Here is a 22,087-nt window from a genome sequence, read left to right as displayed (position 1 = left end):
GGGCACGTGACGGGCAGCAGCGAGGACTAAGGACGGCGTCATGATCGTACGGATCATGGGGGAGGGCCAGCGCGAGCTGGCCGACAGCCACGTCGCCGAGCTGAACCGGCTCGACGACGAGTTGCTGGCCGAGATGGAGTCGGGCGACGAGGAAGGCTTCCGCCGCACCCTGGCGGCTCTCCTCGACGCCGTCCGCCGCTTGGGCGGCCCCCTTCCCGACGACGTCCTGGAACCCTCGGAACTCATCCTCCCGTCCCCCGAGGCGACCCTGGACGAGGTCCGGGAGATGCTCTCCGACGACGGCCTGATCCCCGGCTGACGCCCGCCCTCCCCACGGGGCGGGCGGGCGTTCCGCCCGGGGGTGCCCCTGGCCGGAGTCCTCGGGGGCGCACCGGGACGGCGCACCGGCGCCGCCGGATCCGTACTGCCCGCCCCCAGGACCCGCACCGTTCCATGAGACCCGCGACCCGCCGTACCGTTCCCCGGTGACCCCCACCCGCCCCCGCCTGGCCGCCCGCCTGTGCGACCGCTTCCGCGACCACCCCCTCGCCTTCGACGCCACCCTCGCCGGAGGCGTCCTCGTCGCGATGATCGCCGCCTCCTTCACCGACCCCCACGGCAGCGCCACCGGCCCCACCTTCGGCGACCGCGCCCCCACCCTCCCCGGGGTCGGGATGATGCTCGTCGCCGCCCTCGCCCTGGTGTTCCGCCGCCGCAGGCCCTTCGCCGTCCTCGCCCTCACCTCCGCGCTCGCCCTCGTCGAGCTGCTCGGCGAGAACCGCCCGGCCCCGGTCACCATCGGCGTCGTCGTCGCCCTCTACACCGTCGCCTCCCGCACCGACCGCCCCACCACCTGGCGCGTCGGCCTCGCCACCATGACCGTGCTCGCCGTCGCCGCCATGGCCTTCGGCCCCACCCCCTGGTACGCCCAGGAGAACCTCGGGGTCTTCGCCTGGACCGGCATGGCGGCCGCCGCGGGCGACGCCGTCCGCAGCCGCCGCGCCTTCGTCGACGCCATCCGGGAGCGGGCCGAGCGCGCCGAGCGGACCCGCGAGGAGGAGGCCCGCCGGCGGGTCGCGGAGGAGCGCCTCCGGATCGCCCGCGACCTCCACGACGTCGTCGCCCACCACATCGCCCTGGTCAACGTGCAGGCCGGGGTCGCCGCCCACGTCATGGACAAGCGCCCCGACCAGGCCAAGGAGGCGCTCGCCCACGTCCGCGAGGCCAGCCGCTCCGCCCTCGACGAGCTGCGCGCCACCGTCGGCCTGCTCCGCCAGTCCGGCGACCCGGCGGCCCCCACCGAGCCCGCCCCCGGCCTCGCGGTGCTCGACGGGCTCCTCGACAGCTTCCGCAAGGCCGGCCTGCCCGTCTCGCTGGCCCGCACCGACGGGGCCCGGCCGCTCCCGGCGGCCGTCGACCTGGCCGCGTACCGGATCGTCCAGGAGGCCCTGACCAACGTCCGCAAGCACGCGGGACCGGACGCCCGCGCCGAGGTGAGCGTCGTCCTCGTGGGCCGTACGGTCGAGATCACCGTCCTCGACGACGGAGCCCCGCCCACCGGCCCCGCCCCCGAACCCTCCGGCGGCCACGGGCTGCTGGGCATGCGCGAGCGGGTCACCGCGCTCGGCGGCGTCCTCACCACCGCACCCCGCTACGGCGGCGGCTTCCGGGTGCAGGCGATACTGCCGCTGACGCCCGGGACGGCCCGGGAGGCGGGGGAGGACAGATGACGATCCGGGTGCTGCTCGCCGACGACCAGGCCCTGCTGCGCAGCGCCTTCCGGGTGCTGGTCGACTCCGAGCCCGACATGGAGGTCGTCGGGGAGGCCGCCGACGGGGCCCAGGCCGCGGCCCTCGCCCGCAGCGAACGGCCCGACGTCGTCCTCATGGACATCCGGATGCCCGGCACCGACGGCCTCGCCGCCACCCGCGCGATCACCGCCGACCCCGAACTCGCCGACGTCCGGATCGTCATGCTCACCACCTTCGAGATCGACGAGTACGTCGTCGAGTCGCTGCGCGCCGGCGCCTCCGGCTTCCTCGGCAAGGGCGCCGAACCCGAGGAGCTGCTCGGCGCGATCCGGATCGCCCACGCGGGCGAGGCGCTGCTCTCCCCGGCCGCCACCAAGGGCCTGATCACCACCTTCCTCGCGCAGAGCGCCGCCACCGGCCCGGCCGGCGCGGGGGCGGACGCCGGCCGGCTCGCCGCGCTCACCGCCCGGGAGCGCGAGGTCCTCGTCCTCGTCGGCGGCGGCCTCTCCAACGACGAGATCGCCGAACGGCTCGACGTCAGCCCGCTCACCGTGAAGACCCACGTCAACCGTGCCATGGCCAAGCTCGGCGCCCGCGACCGCGCCCAGCTGGTGGTCACCGCCTACGAGACGGGGCTGGTACGCCCGAGGGGGGAGTGACCCTCCCCCGCCGCGTACTGCGGACGCGGTACGCGCGGCCCGGGAAACGGGCCCGGGGGCCGAGGAATTCCGGTCGCCGATGGCCGATCCTGGGGGCTGGGGGGCGCTCCTGGCTGCCCGCCGCCTGCCGACGAGTACGCCACAGAAGAGAGACCCCATGTCCTGGCTGTCCAGATTCAGCCTCGCGCAACGGGCCCTGATCGGGCTGATGTCCATCGTCGCCATCGTCTTCGGACTGATCGCGATACCCCAGCTGAAGCAGCAGCTGTTCCCGTCGATCGAGCTCCCGATGGTCTCGATCATCGCCCCGTACCAGGGCGCCTCTCCCGACGTGGTCGAGAAGCAGGTCGTCGAGCCGCTGGAGAACAACCTCAAGGCCGTCGACGGCCTCAAGGGCATCACCTCCACCGCCTCCGAGGGCAGCGCCGTCATCATGGCCTCCTTCGACTACGGGGACGAGTCCACCAAGCAGCTCGTCGCCGACGTCCAGCAGGCCGTCAACCGCGCCCGGGCCGTGCTGCCCGAGTCGGTCGACCCGCAGGTCGTGGCCGGTTCCACCGACGACATCCCGACCGTCGTCCTCGCCGCCACCTCCGACAAGGACCAGCAGGCCCTCGCCGACCAGCTGGAGCGGACCGTCGTCCCGGCCCTGGAGGACATCGACGGCGTCGGCCAGGTCAGCATCGACGGCGTGCAGGACCTCCAGGTCTCCGTCACCCCCGACGAGCGCAAGCTCGCCGCGGCCGGCCTGACCTCGATGAACCTCGCCCAGGCCCTGCAGAACGGCGGCGGCACCATGCCCGCCGGCTCCTTCTCCGAGGCCGGCAAGAGCCGCACCGTCCAGGTCGGCGGCGGCTTCACCTCGCTCCAGCAGATCCAGGACCTGCGCGTCAAGCCGGCCAAGGGCAAGGCGGTCCGGCTGGCCGACGTCGCCACCGTCGAGCAGGAGGAGTCCGCCCGGGTCTCGCTGACCCGCACCGACGGCAAGCCCAGCCTCGCCGTCATGGCCACCATGGACAAGGACGGCAGCGCCGTCGCCATCTCCGAGGCCGTCGAGGAGAAGCTCCCCGAGCTGCGGAAGCAGCTGGGCGCGGGCGCCGAGCTGACCGTCGTCTCCGACCAGGGCCCGGCCGTCGCCAAGTCGATCTCCGGCCTCACCACCGAGGGCGCCCTCGGCCTCGTCATGGCCGTCCTGGTGATCCTGGTCTTCCTCGCCTCGATCCGCTCGACCCTGGTCACCGCGGTCTCCATCCCGCTCTCGGTCGTCCTCGCGCTGATCGTGCTGTGGACCCGCGACCTCTCCCTCAACGTGCTGACGCTCGGCGCGCTCACCATCGCCATCGGCCGGGTCGTCGACGACTCGATCGTGGTCCTGGAGAACATCAAGCGTCACCTCGGCTACGGCGAGGACCGCCAGTCCGCGATCATCACGGCGGTCAAGGAGGTGGCCGGCGCGGTCACCTCCTCGACCCTCACCACCGTCGCCGTCTTCCTGCCGATCGGCCTGGTCGGCGGCATGGTCGGCGAGCTGTTCGGCTCCTTCAGCCTCACCGTCACGGCCGCCCTGCTGGCCTCGCTGCTGGTGTCGCTGACGGTCGTCCCGGTGCTCTCGTACTGGTTCCTCCGCGCCCCCAAGGGCACCTCCGAGGACCCGGACGAGGCCCGCAGGCTCGCCGAGGAGAAGGAGGCGAAGAGCCGCCTCCAGCGGGCGTACGTGCCGGTGCTGCGGTTCGCCACCCGCCGCCGCCTCACCAGCGTCGCCATCGCCCTCGTCGTCCTGGTCGTCACCTTCGGCATGGCGCCGCTGATGAAGACCAACTTCTTCGACCAGGGCGACCAGCCGGTCCTGACGGTCAAGCAGAAGCTGGCCCCCGGCACCTCCCTGGACGCCTCCGACGAGGCCGCGAAGAAGATCGAGAAGGTCCTCGCGGACACCGAGGGCGTCAAGGACTACCAGGTCACCGTCGGCTCCTCCGGCTTCATGGCGGCCTTCGGCGGCGGCACCGGCGCCAACCAGGCGTCCTTCCAGGTGACCCTGGAGGAGTCCGCCTCGTACGAGAAGACCCGTGACTCCATCGAGTCGGCGCTCGGGAAGCTCGACGGCGTCGGCGACACCTCGATCGCGGCCGGCGACGGCTTCGCCAGCCAGGACCTGAGCGTCGTGGTGAAGGCCGGCGACCGGGAGCTGCTCCAGAAGGCGTCCGAGCAGGTCCAGAAGGCCGTCGCGGAGCTGAAGGACGTCACCGACGTCCAGAGCGACCTCTCCCAGTCGGTCCCGCGGGTCTCCGTGAGGGCCAACGAGAAGGCGGCCGACGCCGGCTTCGACGACGCGAGCCTCGGCATGATCGTCGCCCAGGCCGTCCGCGGCACCCCCGCCGCCAAGGCCACCCTCGACGACACCGAGCGGGACGTCCTCATCACCTCGGCCACCCCGGCCACCACCCTCGACCAGCTGAAGGCGCTGCCCCTCGGTCCGGTGAAGCTCGGTGACATCGCCACCGTCGAGCTCGTCCCGGGCCCGGTCTCCATGACCCGGATCGACGGCGCCCGCGCGGCGACGATCACGGCCAAGCCGACCACGGACAACACCGGCGCCGTCGGCACCGCGCTCCAGTCGAAGATCAGCGCGCTCGACCTGCCGGAGGGCGCCTCGGCCTCCGTCGGCGGTGTCTCCGAGGACCAGAACGAGGCCTTCCTCAACCTGTTCCTCGCGATGCTCGCGGCCGTCGCGATCGTCTTCATGCTGCTGGTCGCGACCTTCCGGTCGCTGATCCAGCCGCTGATCCTGCTGGTCTCCATCCCGTTCGCCGCCACCGGCGCCATCGGCCTGCTGGTCGCCACCGGCACCGCGATGGGCGTCCCGGCGATGATCGGCATGCTGATGCTCATCGGCATCGTCGTGACCAACGCGATCGTCCTGATCGACCTGATCAACCAGTACCGGGCCCAGGGGTACGGCGTAGTGGAGGCCGTCGTCGAGGGCGGCAGGCACCGGCTCCGCCCGATCCTGATGACCGCCCTGGCGACGATCTTCGCCCTGCTGCCGATGGCCCTCGGCATCACCGGCGAGGGCGGCTTCATCGCCCAGCCGCTCGCCGTGGTCGTGATCGGCGGCCTGATCAGCTCGACCCTGCTGACCCTCCTCCTCGTCCCGACGCTCTACGCGATGGTCGAACTCCGCAAGGAGCGCCGCGCGAAGAAGAAGGCGGCGAAGAAGGGCGCGAAGAAGACGCTCGGGAAGGGCGACGACGCGGAGGTCCCGCGGCAGCCGGAGGTCTCCCCGCTCGACGCCACCCTGCTGGACGCGCTCGACTGAGCCCGGGGCGGCAGACGGAAGGGGCGCCCCGCGCGTGCGGGGCGCCCCTTCTGCGTACGTACGTACCGGAGAACCGTTACGGCAGTGCCAGCATCCGCTCCAGCGCCAGCTTCGCGAAGGCCTCGGTCTCCTTGTCGACCTCGATCCGGTTGACCAGGTTGCCCTCGGCCAGCGACTCCAGCGTCCACACCAGGTGCGGCAGGTCGATCCGGTTCATGGTCGAGCAGAAGCAGACCGTCTTGTCGAGGAAGACGATCTCCTTGCCCTGCTCGGCGTAACGGTTCGCCAGCCGGCGGACCAGGTTCAGCTCGGTGCCGATCGCCCACTTCGAGCCGGCCGGGGCCGCCTCCAGGGTGTTGATGATGTACTCGGTCGAGCCCACGTAGTCCGCGGCGGCGACGACCTCGTGCTTGCACTCCGGGTGGACCAGCACGTTCACCCCGGGGATCCGGGCGCGGACGTCCTCGACCGACTCCAGCGAGAAGCGGCCGTGCACCGAGCAGTGACCCCGCCACAGGATCATCTTGGCGGCGCGCAGCTGCTCGGCGGTGAGCCCGCCGTTCGGCTTGTGCGGGTTGTAGACCACGCAGTCGTCCAGGGACATGCCCATGTCGCGGACGGCGGTGTTCCGGCCCAGGTGCTGGTCGGGCAGGAAGAGCACCTTCTCGCCCTGCTCGAAGGCCCAGTCCAGGGCCCGCTCGGCGTTGGACGAGGTGCAGATCGTGCCCCCGTGCTTGCCGGTGAAGGCCTTGATGTCGGCCGAGGAGTTCATGTACGAGACGGGCACGGTGACCCCGGCGACGCCGGCCTCGGTGAGCACGTCCCAGCACTCGGCGACCTGCTCGGCGGTGGCCATGTCGGCCATCGAGCAGCCGGCCGCGAGGTCCGGCAGGACGACCTTCTGGTCGTCGCCGGTGAGGATGTCGGCCGATTCGGCCATGAAGTGCACGCCGCAGAAGACGATGTACTCGGCCTCCGGCTTGGCGGCGGCGTCACGCGCGAGTTTGAAGGAGTCACCGGTGACGTCGGCGAACTGGATGACCTCGTCACGCTGGTAGTGGTGGCCGAGGACGAAGACCTTGTCCCCGAGCTTCTCCTTGGCCGCGCGGGCACGCTCCACCAGGTCGGGGTCGGAGGGAGACGGCAGATCGCCGGGACACTCCACGCCGCGCTCGCTCTTGGGGTCGGCCTCGCGGCCGAGCAGCAGGAGGGCGAGCGGCGTCGGCTGGACGTCCAGGGGGGTCTGGGCGGTGGTCACGTCACGCACCCTTTCTTCGGGGAACCTTTTCGTCTAATTGACGCTATCTATCATAACCCCTTCACGTCATCCTGACGATGGCCATAGTGTCGATGTGACGCATTCGCCCTCCGCGCCTCCTGGCGGCATGTGCGAGCATGGAGGAGGGAAATCCCACCCGACCCGGAATGAATCCGGGGCACCGCCGGTTGTCACCGTCGGCAAGCAGTCTCCGTACAACCCGGGAGAGATGTAGATGTCCGTATCGGACGAGACCGGCACCGTCACCGACGGCATCATCGTCACCGACGCCGCCGCGGCCAAGGTCAGGGCTCTGCTGGAGCAGGAGGGCCGTGACGACCTCGCGCTGCGTGTCGCCGTCCAGCCCGGTGGCTGCTCCGGCCTGCGCTACCAGCTGTTCTTCGACGAGCGTTCGCTCGACGGTGACGTCGTCAAGGACTTCGACGGCGTCAAGGTCGTCACCGACCGCATGAGCGCCCCGTACCTGGGCGGCGCCTCCATCGACTTCGTCGACACCATCGAGAAGCAGGGCTTCACGATCGACAACCCGAACGCCACCGGCTCCTGCGCCTGCGGCGACTCCTTCAGCTGAGCCGCCGCCGAGCGGTGAAGAGGGCGGTGGCCCGGGAGACCGACCTCCCGGGCCACCGCCCTTTCGCTTGCCCGGAGCCCGGGCCGCACGGCCCTACCGTCGCGGCACGGCCTCGTCGCTCGCCGCGTCCACCACCGGCCGGTCGCCCAGCGGCGCCTCCAGCGTCACCTCCACGGTGATCTCCTCGGCGATCAGAATGCAGGCACGGCCGGGCTCGTCCGGCTTCTCGTCGATCCGCACCTCCACCCGGCGCGGGTCTTCCGAGGCGTGCGCGGTGTAGGTGCTGCACGCCCCGCCCCAGAAGGTCACCGCCAGCGTCCGCCCGTCACCCCCCACGGTGAACGACTCGATCCGCCGCACCGGCGCCGCCCCCTCGGAGGGGTCCGGCGCGTCCGGCGTGGGCTCGGGGGACGGCGTCGCCGGCGGCACCAGGAACTCCGGCGCCACCGCCGTCGAGGTCACCGTGTACGCCGCCGAGTCCGCCGGATCGGCCGTGAACAGCCACGTCGGCACGAGCGCCCGCCCGTCCGCCGTGTCCGTCGCCGCCAGGCCGAGCACCGCACCGGTCACCGGCACCTCGCGCGGTGTCGCCGGGTCGACGACCGTCTGGCACGGCGCGTCCTTCCCGGGTCCGCCGGGGGCCTGCGGCTCTCCGGCCGGCGGGTCCGTGGCGCAGCCGCCGATCCCGATCGGACCGGTGCCCTTCGACTCCTCGTTCAGCCGCGCCAGCGCCCGCTCCGCCGACACCACCGGGTACGTCTCGCCCTTCGCCGGCTCCTTCAGCGTCCCGCTGCCCGCCACCGGCCGCCCGTCCGGGCCGATGTGCAGCCCCGTCGACCAGCCGTACGTGGGCAGCCCGCCGATCACCGGATCGGCGTTCACCACCCGCACCGAGCCGTTCATCACCTGCGTCGCCGACACCTTGGCGCCGTCCTGTCCCAGTGCCTTGAGCACCGGCGCCGCCGCGGCCCTCGCCGCGGCCTCGCTCACCGGGGAGCCGCCGGCCGGCGGCTTCGCCTCGCCCGGCGGCGGACAGGCCTTCCCCTTCAGACAGGTGTCGCCGGCCGGACCGCCGTCGTACCAGGAGTAGGTCCAGTTCCCAGGGGCGTGCCGCGACACGTCCAGGCGCGGCCCCCGGCCGTCCTTCTCGGGCCGGATCGTCCACACGCCCCCGACCCGCTCCGGGCTCCCGCCGATGCCGAGCGCCCCGGCCAGCCTGGTCACCTCTTCCGAGGTGACCAGGCCCTTCGGCCGGTGGACCGCGGCCGACGAGGGCCCTTGGGGGAGTGGGCCCTCGGCTCTGTAGACCGTCCCGTTCGGGCCGCCGCCCGGGTCCGGTTCGCCCGGCGCGATCCCCGCGCCCGGGCCCGTACCGCCGCTCCCGCCCCCGAGCCGCAGGGGCGGCGGCGCGGGCGCGTCCGCGGCCCGGGAGGCCGTACCCCCGCCGTCTCCCTCGTCACCGGAGGCGGTCAGATACAGCCCGCCGCCACCGGCCAGCAGCACACCCGCCGCCACCGTGGCGACGAGCGCGGTCCGCCGCCCGCGTCCGCTCTCCGTACCGGTCACCGCAACGCTCCCTCGTGTCGTTCGGACACCGGTGGGACGGGGCGGGGGCCCGGTCGGTTCCGTCCCGTCAGCCGCCGTACTCGGCGGTGGCGGCGATCAGCCGCGCCGACGCGTCCGGGACGACCACGCCGTGGATCGCGGCGGGGGAGACGGGGGCGGGCGCCGGATCGGCCGGCGTCACCCAGTGCGGGACCATCCGGGCACCGGCGCCGCGCAGCTCGGCGAGGCTCAGTTCGGACTCGTGTCGCTCGCGGGGAGCGGGATACGGGGTCATGGGCGCACCGTACGCACCACCCGCCTCCGGAGAAAAGCCCTACTCTGGGGTAGTTTCCACTGTTCGGCAGCGCGCCCCGCAGCGGATACCGTGGATCGTCCTCACCCATTACCCGCAGGAGCACCCAGCCGTGCGTATCGCAGTCACCGGCTCCATCGCCACCGACCACCTCATGACCTTCCCCGGCCGGTTCGCCGACCAGCTGGTGGCCGACCAGCTCCACACGGTGTCCCTCTCCTTCCTCGTGGACAACCTCGACGTCCGCCGGGGCGGCGTCGGCCCCAACATCTGCTTCGGCATGGGCCAGCTCGGCGGCAACCCGATCCTCGTCGGCGCGGCCGGCTACGACTTCGACGAGTACCGCGCCTGGCTCGACCGCCACGGCGTCGACACCGGCTCGGTCCGCATCTCCGAGGTCCTGCACACCGCGCGCTTCGTCTGCACCACGGACAAGGACCACAACCAGATCGGGTCCTTCTACACCGGTGCCATGAGCGAGGCCCGCCTCATCGAGCTCAAGGCCGTCGCCGACCGCGTGGGCGGCCTCGACCTCGTCCTCATCGGAGCCGACGACCCCGAGGCGATGCTCCGCCACACCGAGGAGTGCAAGGCCCGGGACATCCCCTTCGCCGCGGACTTCTCCCAGCAGATCGCGCGCATGGACGGCGAGGAGATCCGCACCCTCCTCGACGGCGCGACCTACCTCTTCTCCAACGAGTACGAGAAGGGCCTCATCGAGGCGAAGACCGGCTGGACCGACGAGGAGATCCTGTCCCGCGTCGGGCACCGCGTCACCACGCTCGGCTCGCGCGGCGTCCGCATCGAGCGCGCCGGAGAGCCGTCCATCGAGGTCGCCTGCCCGGAGGAGGAGGCCAAGGTCGACCCCACCGGCGTCGGCGACGCGTTCCGCGCGGGCTTCCTGACGGGCCTCTCCTGGGGCGTCGGGCTGGAGCGCGCGGCGCAGGTCGGCTGCATGCTGGCCACGCTCGTCATCGAGACGCTCGGCACCCAGGAATACACCCTGCGACGCACCAACTTCATCGACCGCTTCACCAAGGCCTACGGCCACGAAGCCACCGCGGAACTCCAGTCCCACCTCTCCTGACCCCGTCTGCGCGGGAAGCCGCGGCACCCCCGTACTAGCCGCACCCGCCGTCGCTGTGGGCACTCGTCCCGCTGGGGCGGGGCGGGTGGGCACGGGGGCGGCGCCCCTGACCGGGCCCGGGCTTTCCGCGCCCGAACCCGCACCTGCCGCACGGCTCCGCAGGGGTGCGGGCGCGGCCCGGGGCCGTCAGGCGGTGCGGCGGACGACGTACGCGGGGGCGCCCTGGGGGGAGGGGCCCTCGCCCACGTACTCCTGCCCCCGCATCTCGCACCACGCGGGGATGTCCAGCCGGGCCGCCGCGTCGTCCGACAGCACCGTCACCGTCCCCCCCACCCGCACCGACCCGATCACCTTCGCCAGCTCGATCACCGGGATCGGGCACCGCTTCCCGAGCGCGTCGACGACCAGCTCCTCGGCGAGGGCCGGCTCCGCGGCGACCGGCGCGGTGCCCAGCCGTTCCCGCACCGACGCCACCACCCCCGGCAGCACCGCGAGGAAGCGGTCGACGTCCGCCTCCCGCGTGCCGGCCGGCAGCGAGACCCGGACGTTCCCCTCGCTCAGGACGCCCATCGCGCGCAGCACATGGCTGGGCGTCAGCGTCGAGCTCGTACACGACGAACCGGATGAAACGGAGAATTCCTCCCGGTCCAGCTCCGACAGCAGCGTCTCCCCGTCGACGTACAGACAGGAGAAGGTGACGAGGTGGGGCAGCCGCCGCACCGGGTCGCCGACGACCTCCACGTCCGGCACCAGCTCCGGCACCCGCGCCCGGATCCGGTCGACCAGGCCCCGCAGCCGGGCGCCCTCCGCCACGGCCTCGGCCCGTACCGCCCGCAGGGAGGCCGCCGCCGCGACGATCGCGGGCAGGTTCTCGAAGCCGGGCGCGCGGCCCGACTCCCGCTCGTCGGAGGGGCCTTGCGGCGCGAACCGCACGCCCTTGCGCACCGCCAGCAGGCCCACCCCGGCCGGCCCGCCCCACTTGTGCGCGCTCGCCGCCAGCAGCGACCAGCCCGCCGGCACCGGCCCCCAGCCCAGCGACTGGGCCGCGTCCACGAGCAGCGGCACCCCGGCCGCCCGGCAGGCCTCCGCGACCTCGGCCACCGGCTGTTCCGTGCCCACCTCGTGGTTGGCGGTCTGGAGGCAGGCCAGGGCCGTCCCCTCGCCCAGCTCCGCCGCGAAGACCTCCGGGTCCACCGCCCCGGTCCGGCCGACCGGAACCTCCGTGACCGTCCCGCCGGCCGCCGCGTGCGCCTCGCCCGCGTGCAGCACCGAGGAGTGCTCGACGGCCGAGACCACCAGCCGCCCGCCGGCCCGCCGGCGCCCGGCGAGCGCGCCCGACACGCCCGAGTGCACCGCGCGGGTCCCCGAAGGAGTGAAGACGAGTTCGTCGGGGCGGCAGCCCACCGCCTCCGCCGCGGCCTCCCGCGCCGCGTCGAGCAGCAGCCGGGCCCGCCGCCCCTCCCGGTAGAGCCGGGCCGGATCGGCCCACCCCTCGTCGAGGGCGGCGAGCAGCGCCTGGCGGGCGACGGGGTGCAGGGGGGCGGCGGACGCGGCGTCGAAGTACGGCATCCGCCCACGGTAGAGCCTGAACCCCTGCCTCCCGGCGCCACCGGCGCCACCGGCGCCACCGGCGCCACCGGCGCCACCGGCGCCACCGGTACCGTCTGGCCCTGGCGCCCCGGCGCCCCCCGCCACATCGCCGCGGCCCCCTCCTCGCCGACCGCGGCCCCCTCCCCGTCGGCCGCAGGCCCCGGCCCGCCGACCGGGACCCCCTCCCCACCGACCCCGGACGCGCCGCCCCGGCCGGGGACCCCTGCTCTGTCGCCCTCCGACACGCCGCCCGCCCTCCGACACGCCCCCGACCACCGCACGCCCCCCCGACCACCGACCGCCGACACGCCGCCCCGGCCACGTCCGTGCCGCCCCCGCCGACCCGGATGAGCCCCCGTCAGAACCCCGCCCCCAACCGCCGCCAGACCGTCGCCGGAACGCCGGGAGACCCCCGAACGGGCGCTTCCGCTCCTCCGTCGGAACGCTTGCGTCCACCCCTTCGGGGACTCGGACGGCGCGTTGGGCACCCTCCCCGCGCGACCCCAAATAGCGTCCAGTAGGGTTTGGTCCGCATAAACATCCAAACCCCTGCCCGCGGCCGGGGCGGCGACCGACCAGCGAGACGGACGGCCGTGGCCGACCAACGCGGGCCGAGACTCTCGGGAAGGCGCTACGTGAGTCCCAACGGCTCCGACCGCTCGTCGCGGCGCCCGATGCGGCGGAAGCTGCCGCAGGTGCTGACTGCGGGCCTGATCCTGGCGACAGCCACCGGCTGCTCGTACAACTGGGAAGACTTCCCTCGCCTCGGCATGCCCACCCCCGTCACGGAAGAGGCGCCTCGGATCCTCTCCCTGTGGCAGGGATCCTGGGCCGCCGCGCTCCTCACCGGAATCCTGGTGTGGGGCCTCATCCTGTGGGCGGTCATCTTCCACCGGCGCAGCCGGACCAAGGTCGAGGTACCTCCGCAGACCCGCTACAACATGCCCATCGAGGCGCTGTACACGGTCACCCCCCTCATCATCGTCTCGGTGCTCTTCTACTTCACCGCGCGCGACGAGTCGAAGCTCCTCGAGCTCTCCCCGAAGCCTGCCCACACGGTCAACGTGGTCGGCTACCAGTGGAGCTGGGGCTTCAACTACATCGAGGACGTGCCCGGCGTCGAGGGTGACGCGAAGACGGACGAGAACCTCGCGTCCATCCCGGACAAGTTCATCGACCAGTTCCCGGACAACGCGGGCGGCGTCTACGACGCCGGCATCCCCGGCGACCGGAACCCGCAGACCGGCAACCCGGGCCCGACCCTGTGGCTGCCGAAGGGCGAGAAGGTCCGCTTCGTCCTCACCTCGCGTGACGTCATCCACTCCTTCTGGGTGGTCCCCTTCCTCATGAAGCAGGACGTCATCCCGGGTCACACCAACGCCTTCGAGGTCACCGCGACCCGTGAGGGCACCTTCCTCGGCAAGTGCGCCGAGCTGTGCGGTGTCGACCACTCCCGGATGCTCTTCAACGTCAAGGTGGTCTCCCCGGAGCGCTACCAGGCGCACCTGAAGGAGCTGGCCGAGAAGGGTCAGACCGGCTACATCCCGTCCGGCATCGAGCAGACGGACCCGGCCAGGAACGCGGAGAAGAACCAACTGTGAGCATCCCCAACGAAACCAAGGGTGCCGCGGCTGAGGACTCGTACGAGAACGAGGTGCCCGTCCGCCGCAAGCAGCCCGGCAACGTGGTGGTGAAGTGGCTGACCACCACCGACCACAAGACGATCGGTACCCTGTACCTCGTCACCTCGTTCGTGTTCTTCTGCATCGGTGGCCTCATGGCGCTCTTCATGCGCGCCGAGCTGGCCCGTCCGGGTACGCAGATCATGTCGAACGAGCAGTTCAACCAGGCGTTCACGATGCACGGCACGATCATGCTGCTGATGTTCGCGACGCCGCTGTTCGCCGGTTTCGCCAACTGGATCATGCCGCTGCAGATCGGCGCGCCCGACGTGGCGTTCCCGCGGCTGAACATGTTCGCCTACTGGCTGTACCTCTTCGGCTCGATCATCGCGGTGGCCGGCTTCCTCACCCCGCAGGGTGCGGCCGACTTCGGCTGGTTCGCCTACTCCCCGCTGTCGGACGCCGTCCGCTCGCCGGGCGTCGGCGCCGACATGTGGATCATGGGTCTGGCCTTCTCCGGCTTCGGCACGATCCTCGGTTCGGTCAACTTCATCACCACGATCATCTGCATGCGCGCCCCGGGCATGACGATGTTCCGCATGCCGATCTTCACCTGGAACGTGCTGCTGACCGGTGTCCTGGTCCTGCTCGCCTTCCCGGTCCTGGCGGCCGCGCTGTTCGCCCTGGAGGCGGACCGCAAGTTCGGTGCCCACGTCTTCGACGCGGCCAACGGCGGAGCCTTGCTCTGGCAGCACCTCTTCTGGTTCTTCGGACACCCAGAGGTGTACATCATCGCCCTGCCGTTCTTCGGCATCGTCTCCGAGATCATCCCGGTCTTCAGCCGCAAGCCGATGTTCGGCTACATCGGTCTGGTGGCCGCGACGATCGCGATCGCCGGTCTGTCCGTGACCGTGTGGGCCCACCACATGTACGTCACCGGTGGCGTGCTCCTCCCGTTCTTCTCCTTCATGACGTTCCTCATCGCCGTACCGACCGGCGTGAAGTTCTTCAACTGGATCGGAACGATGTGGAAGGGCTCGCTGTCCTTCGAGACGCCGATGCTGTGGACGATCGGCTTCCTGATCACCTTCACCTTCGGTGGTCTGACCGGTGTCATCCTGGCCTCGCCGCCGATGGACTTCCACGTCTCCGACTCGTACTTCGTCGTGGCGCACTTCCACTACGTGGTCTTCGGCACCGTCGTCTTCGCGATGTTCGCCGGCTTCCACTTCTGGTGGCCGAAGTTCACCGGCAAGATGCTGGACGAGCGGCTCGGCAAGATGACGTTCTGGACGCTGTTCATCGGCTTCCACGGCACGTTCCTGGTGCAGCACTGGCTGGGCGCCGAGGGCATGCCGCGTCGTTACGCGGACTACCTGGACGCCGACGGCTTCACCGCGCTGAACACGATCTCGACGATCTCGTCCTTCCTGCTCGGCCTGTCGATCCTTCCGTTCATGTACAACGTCTGGAAGACCGCCAAGTACGGCAAGAAGATCGAGGTCGACGACCCGTGGGGCTACGGCCGTTCGCTCGAGTGGGCGACCTCCTGCCCGCCGCCGCGGCACAACTTCCTCACGCTGCCGCGGATCCGTTCGGAATCGCCCGCGTTCGACCTGCACCACCCTGAGATCGCGGCTGTCGACCAGCTCGAGAACAAGCCGCACGAGGCCGCGGCCCTCACGGGCAGCAAGGAGGCCGGCAAGTGAAGATCCAGGGCAAGATGTTCATCTGGCTGAGCGTCTTCATCCTTGCCATGGCGATCCTCTACGGCGTCTGGTCCAAGGAGCCGGTCGGCACGACGGCGCTCTTCCTGGCCTTCGGCCTGGCCATCATGATCGGCTACTACCTGGCCTTCACGGCCAAGCGGGTCGACGCGATGGCGCAGGACGACAAGGAGGCCGACGTCGCGGACGAGGCCGGCGAGGTGGGCTTCTTCGCCCCCCACAGCTGGCAGCCGCTGTCGCTGGCCATCGGCGGTGCCCTCGCCTTCCTCGCGATCGCGATGGGCTGGTGGCTGCTGTACTTCTCCGCGCCGCTGATCCTCGTCGGCCTGTTCGGCTGGGTCTTCGAGTTCTACCGCGGTGAGAACCAGAACCAGTAGCGGTACCCCGTAACACCCCCGAGGGGCCCGGTCACTTCGTACGCGAAGCGGCCGGGCCCCTCTTTTGCCGCGCCCGGCGCGCCCGCGCGCGGAACTGTCCTTAGCGTGAGGTCATGAACGACACGCCGCGCATTCGGACTGTTCTGAACTGCGCCCTCCTGGCCCTCGCCGTCACCGTCGGCGCGACGGCGTGCGCGGGCCCGGACGGGCACCCGCTGTCGGCGAGCCCCTACGACGCGGCCGACCGGATCGTCTTCGCGGCGGCCGACGGCACCCGGCTGGACCCCGAGAAGCCGCTGGAGATCACCTCCAGGGGCGACGACGGGCGGATCAGCGACGTGACCGCCACCGACGCGGCCGGCCGCCACCTGGCGGGCGAACTCACCGCCGACGGGCGCACGTGGCGCTCCACGGCCTCCCTGGCCGCCGGGACCCGCTACACCGTCAGGGTGGCCACGGAGGACGCGGACGGCGCCCCAGGAGCCCGTACGTACACCTTCGAGACGGCTCCGGCCAAACGGGCTCTGACCGTCACCTTCGGGCCGGAGGCGGGCACCTACGGCGTCGGGCAGCCGATCACGGCCGAACTCAGCCTCCCGGTCAAGGACCGGGCCGCGCGCGCCGTCGTCGAACGCGCCCTCAAGGTCCGCTCCACGCCCGCCGTCGAGGGCTCCTGGTACTGGGTGGACGACAAGAAGCTCCACTTCCGGCCCAAGGAGTACTGGCCGGCCGGCGCGCTCGTCTCCGTCACCGGCAACCTCGACGGCCTCCGGGTCGGCGACAAGCTCTACGGCGGCCCGTCCAAGCCGCTCCGGCTGAAGATCGGCGACCGGATCGAGGCCGTCGCCGACGCCGGGTCGCACCAGATGACCGTGAAGCGCAACGGGGAAGTGATCAACACCATTCCGGTGACCACCGGGAAACCGGGCTTCTCCACCCGTAACGGGATCAAAGTGGTGCTCGGCAAGGAGTACTACGTCCGGATGCGCGGCACCAGCATCGGCATCTCCGAGGGCAGCTCGGAGTCGTACGACCTGCCGGTGTACTACGCCACCCGGGTCACGTGGAGCGGCGAGTACGTGCACGCCGCGCCCTGGTCCGTGGGCTCCCAGGGCGTCGCCAACGTCAGCCACGGCTGCGTGGGCATGTCCACCGGCAACGCGGCCTGGTTCTACGAGACCGTCCGAGCCGGCGACATCGTCCGCACCGTCAACAGCTCCGGCGAGATGATGGACCCCTTCGGCAACGGCTTCGGCGACTGGAACCTGACCTGGGAGAAGTGGCGCCGGGGCAGCGCCCTGGTGGCCGAGGAGGGCGACCCCACGGCCACCCACGACGCCAAGGCCCGCCTCCGGCCCACTCTCTAGCCCGGGCCTTCGGCCCCGGAGGGGCGAAGCGCTACGCGTCGATCGACAGGCGCGAGCGCAGCAGGGCCGCCAGGGACGCCGCGAACTCGACAGGTTCCACCGGAAGGGTGACGGCGGCGTCCGCGCGGCTCCAGGTGGCCAGCCAGGCGTCCTGCGGGCGGCCGATGAGCAGCAGCACCGGCGGGCACCGGAAGACCTCGTCCTTGATCTGCCGGCAGACGCCCATGCCGCCCGCGGGGACGGCCTCGCCGTCCAGCACGCAGACGTCGATCCCCCCCTCGTCCAGCCGCTTCAGCACGGCCGGGAGCGTCGCGCACTCCACGAACTCCACGGGGGGCACGTCGGCCGCGGGCCGCCGCCCGGCGGCGAGCCGGACCTGCTCCCGGGTGTTCGCGTCATCGCTGTAGACCAGGACCGTGGCACTCGACTGCATCGTTCCTCCGTCCGGAAGGCGGGCCGGTCGTCCTCGACCGGTGCGCGGAGCCTACTCCGCTCCACACCCCGTCAACACCCGTTCAACACCTGTTCGAAGGGTGCCGGGAGGGCCTCGCGATGGGCCGTTCGGGCTGGACACACCCCTCTGACACTCCGAACGGCACCCCCCGGAGTGAGGGCGGGATAAGCGACCGACATAATGTCGGTCGTGGCGACAGTAACGACAGTAGATACCGGGCACGCGCACCCGTCGGTCAATCGACCGAACCTCACCAGCGTCGGAACCATCATCTGGCTGAGTTCCGAGCTGATGTTCTTCGCGGCCCTCTTCGCGATGTACTTCACCCTGCGATCGGTGACAGGTCCCGAGTTCTGGGCGGAAAAGGCCGCGGCCTTGAACTTCCCGTTCTCGGCGACCAACACCACGATCCTGGTGCTCTCCTCCCTCACCTGCCAGCTCGGCGTCTTCGCCGCGGAGCGGGGCGACGTGAAGAAGCTCCGGACGTGGTTCATCATCACGTTCGTGATGGGTGCGATCTTCATCGGCGGCCAGGTCCTGGAGTACACCGAGCTGGTCAAGCACGAGGGCCTCTCGCTCTCGTCGGACCCGTACGGCACGGTGTTCTACCTGACCACCGGCTTCCACGGCCTGCACGTGACGGGCGGTCTCATCGCCTTCCTGCTGGTCCTCGGCCGGACGTACGCCGCCAAGAGGTTCACTCACGAGCAGGCAACCGCCGCCATCGTCGTGTCCTACTACTGGCACTTCGTCGATGTCGTCTGGATCGGCCTCTTCGCCACGATCTACATGATCAAGTAGTCGGTCACCGCCGGTCACGGCGGACCGACATCCAGCAAGCATCGACGCAGAAGATCCTGACACCGGGGTAATCCGTGAAAAAGCTCTCCGCACGACGACGCCATCCGCTGGCGGCGGTCGTCGTCCTACTTCTCGCGCTGGCGGCCACGGGGGGGCTGTACGCCGCGTTCGCGCCCGCGGGCACGGCGAAGGCCGATGAAACCGCCCAGTCCCTCGCCATCGAGGAGGGCAAGAAGCTCTACTCCGTCGGCTGCGCCAGCTGCCACGGAACCGGCGGTCAGGGCACCTCTGACGGCCCGTCCCTCGTCGGCGTGGGCTCCGCTTCCGTGGACTTCCAGGTCGGCACCGGCCGCATGCCCGCGCAGCAGCCGGGCGCCCAGGTCCCGAAGAAGAAGGTCATCTACACGCAGGCTGAGATCGATCAGCTCGCGGCGTACGTCGCCTCCCTCGGTGCCGGTCCGGCCACGCCGAAGGAAGGCCAGTACAGCCCTGAGGGCGCCGACATCGCGAAGGGTGGCGAGCTGTTCCGCACCAACTGCGCGCAGTGCCACAACTTCACCGGCGAGGGCGGCGCGCTGACGCACGGCAAGTACGCCCCGAGCCTTGAGGGCGTCAGCCCGAAGCACCTCTACGAGGCCATGCAGACCGGCCCGCAGAACATGCCCTCCTTCCCGGACACCACCATGCCGGAGAAGGAGAAGAAGGACATCATCGCGTACGTCCAGGCCGTGAACGGCGACGAGACCGCGAGCCCGGGCGGCCTGTCGCTCGGTGGCCTCGGCCCCGTCTCCGAGGGCCTGTTCGCCTGGATCTTCGGTCTGGGTGCGCTGATCGCAGTTGCCATCTGGGTCGCGGCCCACACCGCTAAGGCCAAGAAGTCATGAGTACCCAAGAGATTCCAGAAGAGAACCTGCCGGCAGGGCAGGACACCGCGCACGGCGCGGTGAAGGTCGCGGACAACCCGTTCGCCGACCCGGGCCTTCCGCCCCACAAGCCGCGTGTCCAGGACATCGACGAGAAGGCCGCCCGGCGCTCCGAGCGCGCGGTCGCCTTCATGTTCGTGCTGTCGATGCTGGCCACCATCGGCTTCATCGCCTCGTACGTGATCTTCCCGGTCGACAAGATCGTGTACATCTGGCCCTTCGGCCACGTGTCCGCGCTCAACTTCGCCCTCGGCTGGACGCTCGGCCTCGCCCTCTTCTTCATCGGCGCGGGCGCGGTCCACTGGGCCCGCACCCTGATGTCCGACGTCGAGATCGCGGACGAGCGCCACCCGATGGCGGCGTCGCCCGAGGTCAAGGCGAAGGTCATGGCGGACTTCGCGGCCGGTGCCGCCGAGTCCGGCTTCGGCCGCCGCAAGCTCATCCGCAACACGCTCTTCGGCGCGCTGGCCCTGGTGCCGCTCTCCGGAGTCATGCTGCTGCGTGACATGGGACCGCTGCCCGAGCGCAAGCTCCGGACCACCCTGTGGGCCAAGGGCAAGCTGCTCATCAACATGAACACGCACGAGCCGCTGCGTCCCGAGGACGTCGCCGTCGGTTCGCTGACCTTCGCGATGCCCGAGGGCCTCTCGGAGCACGACCACCACTTCCAGACCGAGATCGCCAAGGCCGCCCTGATGATCGTCCGGATTCAGCCGGAGGACATCAAGGACAAGCGCGAGCTCGAGTGGTCGCACGAGGGCATCGTCGCCTTCTCGAAGATCTGCACCCACGTCGGCTGCCCGATCTCCCTGTACGAGCAGCAGACGCACCACGTGCTCTGCCCGTGCCACCAGTCCACCTTCGACCTGTCCGACGGCGCCCGAGTCATCTTCGGCCCGGCCGGTCACGCCCTCCCGCAGCTGCGGATCGGCGTGAACGACAAGGGCTTCCTCGAAGCGCACGGCGACTTCGACGAGCCCGTCGGTCCCGCATTCTGGGAGCGCGGATGAGCACTGTGACCAACACGCAGAAGAAGGCGCCCGCCGGTGAGCGGGTCGCCGACTGGGCCGACGGACGCCTGGGGATCTACACGCTGGCCAAGGCCAACATGCGGAAGATCTTCCCGGACCACTGGTCCTTCATGCTGGGCGAGATCTGCCTCTACAGCTTCCTCATCATCATCCTGACGGGCGTCTACCTGACGATGTTCTTCCACCCGTCGATGAACGAGGTGGAGTACGCCGGCTCGTACGTCCCGCTCCAGGGACAGCTGATGTCCGAGGCGTTCAACTCGACCATGCACATCTCCTTCGAGGTGCGCGGTGGTCTGCTGATCCGGCAGATCCACCACTGGGCGGCGCTGATCTTCCTCGCCGGCATGTTCGTGCACATGATGCGCGTCTTCTTCACGGGCGCGTTCCGCAAGCCGCGTGAGATCAACTGGCTGTTCGGCTTCCTGCTGTTCTTCCTGGGCATGTTCACCGGCTTCACCGGTTACTCGCTCCCGGACGACCTGCTCTCCGGCACCGGTGTCCGCTTCATGCAGGGCGCGATCCTGTCGGTGCCGATCGTCGGCACCTACCTGTCGATGTTCCTCTTCGGCGGCGAGTTCCCCGGCGGCGACTTCGTCGCCCGGTTCTACTCGGCGCACGTGCTGCTGCTCCCCGGCATCATGCTGGGCCTGGTGGTCGCTCACCTGATCCTGGTGTTCGTCCACAAGCACACGCACTTCGAGGGCCCCGGCCGGACGAACAAGAACGTCGTCGGCATGCCGCTGCTCCCCGTGTACATGGCGAAGGCCGGAGGCTTCTTCTTCCTGGTCTTCGGCGTCATCGCGGTCATCGCGGCGGTCGCCTCGATCAACCCGATCTGGGCGCTCGGCCCGTACCGCCCGGACCAGGTGTCCACCGGCGCCCAGCCCGACTGGTACATGGGCTTCGCCGAGGGTCTGATCCGTGTCATGCCGGGCTGGGAGATCAACCTGTGGGGCCACACGCTGGTCCTCGGCGTGATGATCCCGCTGGCGATCTTCCCGGCGGTCCTCGCGGCCATCGCGGTCTACCCGTTCATCGAGTCCTGGATCACGGGCGACAAGCGCGAGCACCACATCGCGCAGCGCCCGCGCAACGCTCCGACGCGCACCGCCTTCGGTGTCGCCTGGATCACCGCGTACATGATCATGCTCGTCGGTGGTGGAAACGACCTCTGGGCGACCCACTTCCACCTGTCGATCAACTCGATCACCTGGTTCGTGCGGATCTTCTTCTTCGTCGGCCCGGTCATCGCGTTCATCGTCACCAAGCGGATCTGCCTCGGCCTCCAGCGCCGGGACAAGGACAAGGTGCTGCACGGGCGCGAGTCCGGCATCATCAAGCGCCTGCCGCACGGTGAGTTCGTCGAGGTCCACGAGCCGCTCAGCCAGGGCGAGCTGTACAAGCTCACCGCGCACGAGCAGTACGAGCCCGCCGCGCTGCCGCCGGCCGTCGACGAGAACGGCGTCCAGCGGAAGATCGGCGCGATGGAGAAGCTCCGGGTCAAGCTCAACAAGGGCTACTACGGCGACGACAACCAGGTCGCCAAGCCCACCCTGGAGGAGTACAAGGAGATCCAGAGCGGCCACGGCCACCACTGACTCCCTCCTGACCTCCTGACGTAGGTCGCCACGGCGAGAGCCCCGTCCATTCGATGGACGGGGCTCTTTGCCG

The 22,087-nt window shown here is 70.8% G+C and carries 19 protein-coding genes; 14 read left to right on the top strand and 5 right to left on the bottom strand.

The window, feature by feature from the left end; genetic code table 11:
- The first annotated feature begins 40 nt into the window (after window positions 1-40).
- The 4 genes from ACF1ED_RS12420 to ACF1ED_RS12405 all read left to right on the top strand — a co-directional run bounded on the left by ACF1ED_RS12420 (window position 41) and on the right by ACF1ED_RS12405 (window position 5,726).
- Window positions 41-319, top strand: a complete 279-nt coding sequence (locus ACF1ED_RS12420) for a hypothetical protein (RefSeq protein WP_391759375.1) — start codon at window positions 41-43, stop codon at window positions 317-319.
- A gap of 166 nt (window positions 320-485) precedes the next feature.
- Window positions 486-1,730, top strand: a complete 1,245-nt coding sequence (locus ACF1ED_RS12415; protein WP_391759373.1) for a sensor histidine kinase — start codon at window positions 486-488, stop codon at window positions 1,728-1,730.
- Complete coding sequence (locus ACF1ED_RS12410) at window positions 1,727-2,410, top strand: response regulator (protein ID WP_391759371.1); 684 nt, start codon at window positions 1,727-1,729, stop codon at window positions 2,408-2,410. The genes ACF1ED_RS12415 and ACF1ED_RS12410 overlap by 4 nt, the downstream gene beginning before the upstream one ends.
- 157 nt (window positions 2,411-2,567) lie before the next feature.
- A complete protein-coding gene (locus ACF1ED_RS12405; RefSeq protein ID WP_391759369.1) occupies window positions 2,568-5,726 on the top strand; it encodes an efflux RND transporter permease subunit in 3,159 nt (1,052 codons plus the stop codon).
- 76 nt (window positions 5,727-5,802) lie between these two features.
- On the opposite strand, the gene nadA is transcribed toward ACF1ED_RS12405, so the two are convergent.
- Window positions 5,803-6,993, bottom strand: a complete 1,191-nt coding sequence (gene nadA, locus ACF1ED_RS12400) for a quinolinate synthase NadA (protein ID WP_391759367.1) — start codon at window positions 6,991-6,993, stop codon at window positions 5,803-5,805.
- 226 nt (window positions 6,994-7,219) lie between these two features.
- Between nadA and ACF1ED_RS12395 the strand changes: the two genes are divergently transcribed.
- Window positions 7,220-7,576: an iron-sulfur cluster assembly accessory protein gene (locus tag ACF1ED_RS12395; RefSeq protein WP_031006968.1), complete on the top strand. Its 357-nt coding sequence runs from the start codon at window positions 7,220-7,222 to the stop codon at window positions 7,574-7,576.
- A 93-nt stretch (window positions 7,577-7,669) separates the two neighbouring features.
- On the opposite strand, the gene ACF1ED_RS12390 is transcribed toward ACF1ED_RS12395, so the two are convergent.
- The gene (locus ACF1ED_RS12390; RefSeq protein ID WP_391759364.1) at window positions 7,670-9,142 is read right to left on the bottom strand and encodes a hypothetical protein; all 1,473 of its coding nucleotides are present in this window, start codon (window positions 9,140-9,142) and stop codon (window positions 7,670-7,672) included.
- Window positions 9,143-9,209: 67 nt separating this feature from the next.
- Window positions 9,210-9,416, bottom strand: coding sequence for a hypothetical protein (locus ACF1ED_RS12385; protein WP_391759362.1), 207 nt, complete (start codon window positions 9,414-9,416; stop codon window positions 9,210-9,212).
- 130 nt (window positions 9,417-9,546) lie between these two features.
- On the opposite strand from ACF1ED_RS12385, the gene ACF1ED_RS12380 reads away from it, so the two are divergent.
- On the top strand, window positions 9,547-10,521 hold the full coding sequence (locus ACF1ED_RS12380) for a carbohydrate kinase family protein (RefSeq protein WP_391759360.1): 975 nt from the start codon (window positions 9,547-9,549) through the stop codon (window positions 10,519-10,521).
- A gap of 186 nt (window positions 10,522-10,707) precedes the next feature.
- Here the strand turns inward: ACF1ED_RS12380 and ACF1ED_RS12375 are convergent, their stop codons facing one another.
- A complete protein-coding gene (locus ACF1ED_RS12375; RefSeq protein WP_391759358.1) occupies window positions 10,708-12,090 on the bottom strand; it encodes a cysteine desulfurase/sulfurtransferase TusA family protein in 1,383 nt (460 codons plus the stop codon).
- Window positions 12,091-12,746: 656 nt separating this feature from the next.
- Here ACF1ED_RS12375 and coxB point away from each other — a divergent pair.
- The 4 genes from coxB (at window position 12,747) to ACF1ED_RS12355 (ending at window position 17,204) form a co-directional block, all read left to right on the top strand.
- On the top strand, window positions 12,747-13,712 hold the full coding sequence (coxB, locus tag ACF1ED_RS12370; RefSeq protein WP_200426443.1) for a cytochrome c oxidase subunit II: 966 nt from the start codon (window positions 12,747-12,749) through the stop codon (window positions 13,710-13,712).
- Window positions 13,709-15,442, top strand: coding sequence for a cytochrome c oxidase subunit I (gene ctaD, locus ACF1ED_RS12365; protein WP_043222955.1), 1,734 nt, complete (start codon window positions 13,709-13,711; stop codon window positions 15,440-15,442). The genes coxB and ctaD overlap by 4 nt, the downstream gene beginning before the upstream one ends.
- Entirely contained in the window at window positions 15,439-15,837 is a 399-nt protein-coding gene (locus ACF1ED_RS12360; protein ID WP_041128840.1) for a cytochrome c oxidase subunit 4, read from the top strand. Before ctaD ends, ACF1ED_RS12360 begins: the two co-directional genes overlap by 4 nt.
- 113 nt (window positions 15,838-15,950) lie before the next feature.
- Window positions 15,951-17,204, top strand: a complete 1,254-nt coding sequence (locus ACF1ED_RS12355; RefSeq protein WP_391759355.1) for an Ig-like domain-containing protein — start codon at window positions 15,951-15,953, stop codon at window positions 17,202-17,204.
- A gap of 31 nt (window positions 17,205-17,235) precedes the next feature.
- Here ACF1ED_RS12355 and ACF1ED_RS12350 read toward each other — a convergent pair whose 3' ends face one another.
- Window positions 17,236-17,637 (bottom strand): hypothetical protein, encoded by a 402-nt coding sequence (locus ACF1ED_RS12350; RefSeq protein ID WP_351840904.1) that lies wholly within the window; start codon window positions 17,635-17,637, stop codon window positions 17,236-17,238.
- A gap of 201 nt (window positions 17,638-17,838) precedes the next feature.
- Here ACF1ED_RS12350 and ACF1ED_RS12345 point away from each other — a divergent pair, with 201 nt between their 5' ends.
- The 4 genes from ACF1ED_RS12345 to ACF1ED_RS12330 all read left to right on the top strand — a co-directional run bounded on the left by ACF1ED_RS12345 (window position 17,839) and on the right by ACF1ED_RS12330 (window position 22,014).
- Window positions 17,839-18,459, top strand: coding sequence for a heme-copper oxidase subunit III (locus ACF1ED_RS12345; protein WP_169085597.1), 621 nt, complete (start codon window positions 17,839-17,841; stop codon window positions 18,457-18,459).
- Window positions 18,460-18,533: 74 nt separating this feature from the next.
- Window positions 18,534-19,343, top strand: coding sequence for a c-type cytochrome (locus ACF1ED_RS12340; RefSeq protein WP_391759352.1), 810 nt, complete (start codon window positions 18,534-18,536; stop codon window positions 19,341-19,343).
- On the top strand, window positions 19,340-20,392 hold the full coding sequence (locus ACF1ED_RS12335; RefSeq protein ID WP_391759350.1) for a Rieske 2Fe-2S domain-containing protein: 1,053 nt from the start codon (window positions 19,340-19,342) through the stop codon (window positions 20,390-20,392). Before ACF1ED_RS12340 ends, ACF1ED_RS12335 begins: the two co-directional genes overlap by 4 nt.
- Window positions 20,389-22,014: a cytochrome bc complex cytochrome b subunit gene (locus ACF1ED_RS12330; RefSeq protein WP_391759348.1), complete on the top strand. Its 1,626-nt coding sequence runs from the start codon at window positions 20,389-20,391 to the stop codon at window positions 22,012-22,014. Before ACF1ED_RS12335 ends, ACF1ED_RS12330 begins: the two co-directional genes overlap by 4 nt.
- The last annotated feature ends 73 nt before the right edge of the window (window positions 22,015-22,087 follow it).

The sequence above is a fragment of the Streptomyces sp. NPDC014656 genome (assembly GCF_043084305.1).
Taxonomy (GTDB): Bacteria; Actinomycetota; Actinomycetes; order Streptomycetales; family Streptomycetaceae; genus Streptomyces.
Note: the sequence above shows the minus strand (reverse complement) of the source record. Positions and strands in the feature narration are given on the sequence as shown.

Coding starts and splice junctions, on each gene's coding strand:
- ACF1ED_RS12355 (WP_391759355.1), top strand. CDS start 15,951: ATGAACGACACGCCGCGCATTCGGACTGTTCTGAACTGCGCCCTCCTG.
- ACF1ED_RS12375 (WP_391759358.1), bottom strand. CDS start 12,090: ATGCCGTACTTCGACGCCGCGTCCGCCGCCCCCCTGCACCCCGTCGCC.
- ACF1ED_RS12420 (WP_391759375.1), top strand. CDS start 41: ATGATCGTACGGATCATGGGGGAGGGCCAGCGCGAGCTGGCCGACAGC.
- ACF1ED_RS12410 (WP_391759371.1), top strand. CDS start 1,727: ATGACGATCCGGGTGCTGCTCGCCGACGACCAGGCCCTGCTGCGCAGC.
- ACF1ED_RS12395 (WP_031006968.1), top strand. CDS start 7,220: ATGTCCGTATCGGACGAGACCGGCACCGTCACCGACGGCATCATCGTC.
- ACF1ED_RS12350 (WP_351840904.1), bottom strand. CDS start 17,637: ATGCAGTCGAGTGCCACGGTCCTGGTCTACAGCGATGACGCGAACACC.
- ACF1ED_RS12405 (WP_391759369.1), top strand. CDS start 2,568: ATGTCCTGGCTGTCCAGATTCAGCCTCGCGCAACGGGCCCTGATCGGG.
- ACF1ED_RS12385 (WP_391759362.1), bottom strand. CDS start 9,416: ATGACCCCGTATCCCGCTCCCCGCGAGCGACACGAGTCCGAACTGAGC.
- ACF1ED_RS12335 (WP_391759350.1), top strand. CDS start 19,340: ATGAGTACCCAAGAGATTCCAGAAGAGAACCTGCCGGCAGGGCAGGAC.
- ACF1ED_RS12330 (WP_391759348.1), top strand. CDS start 20,389: ATGAGCACTGTGACCAACACGCAGAAGAAGGCGCCCGCCGGTGAGCGG.
- ACF1ED_RS12345 (WP_169085597.1), top strand. CDS start 17,839: ATGTCGGTCGTGGCGACAGTAACGACAGTAGATACCGGGCACGCGCAC.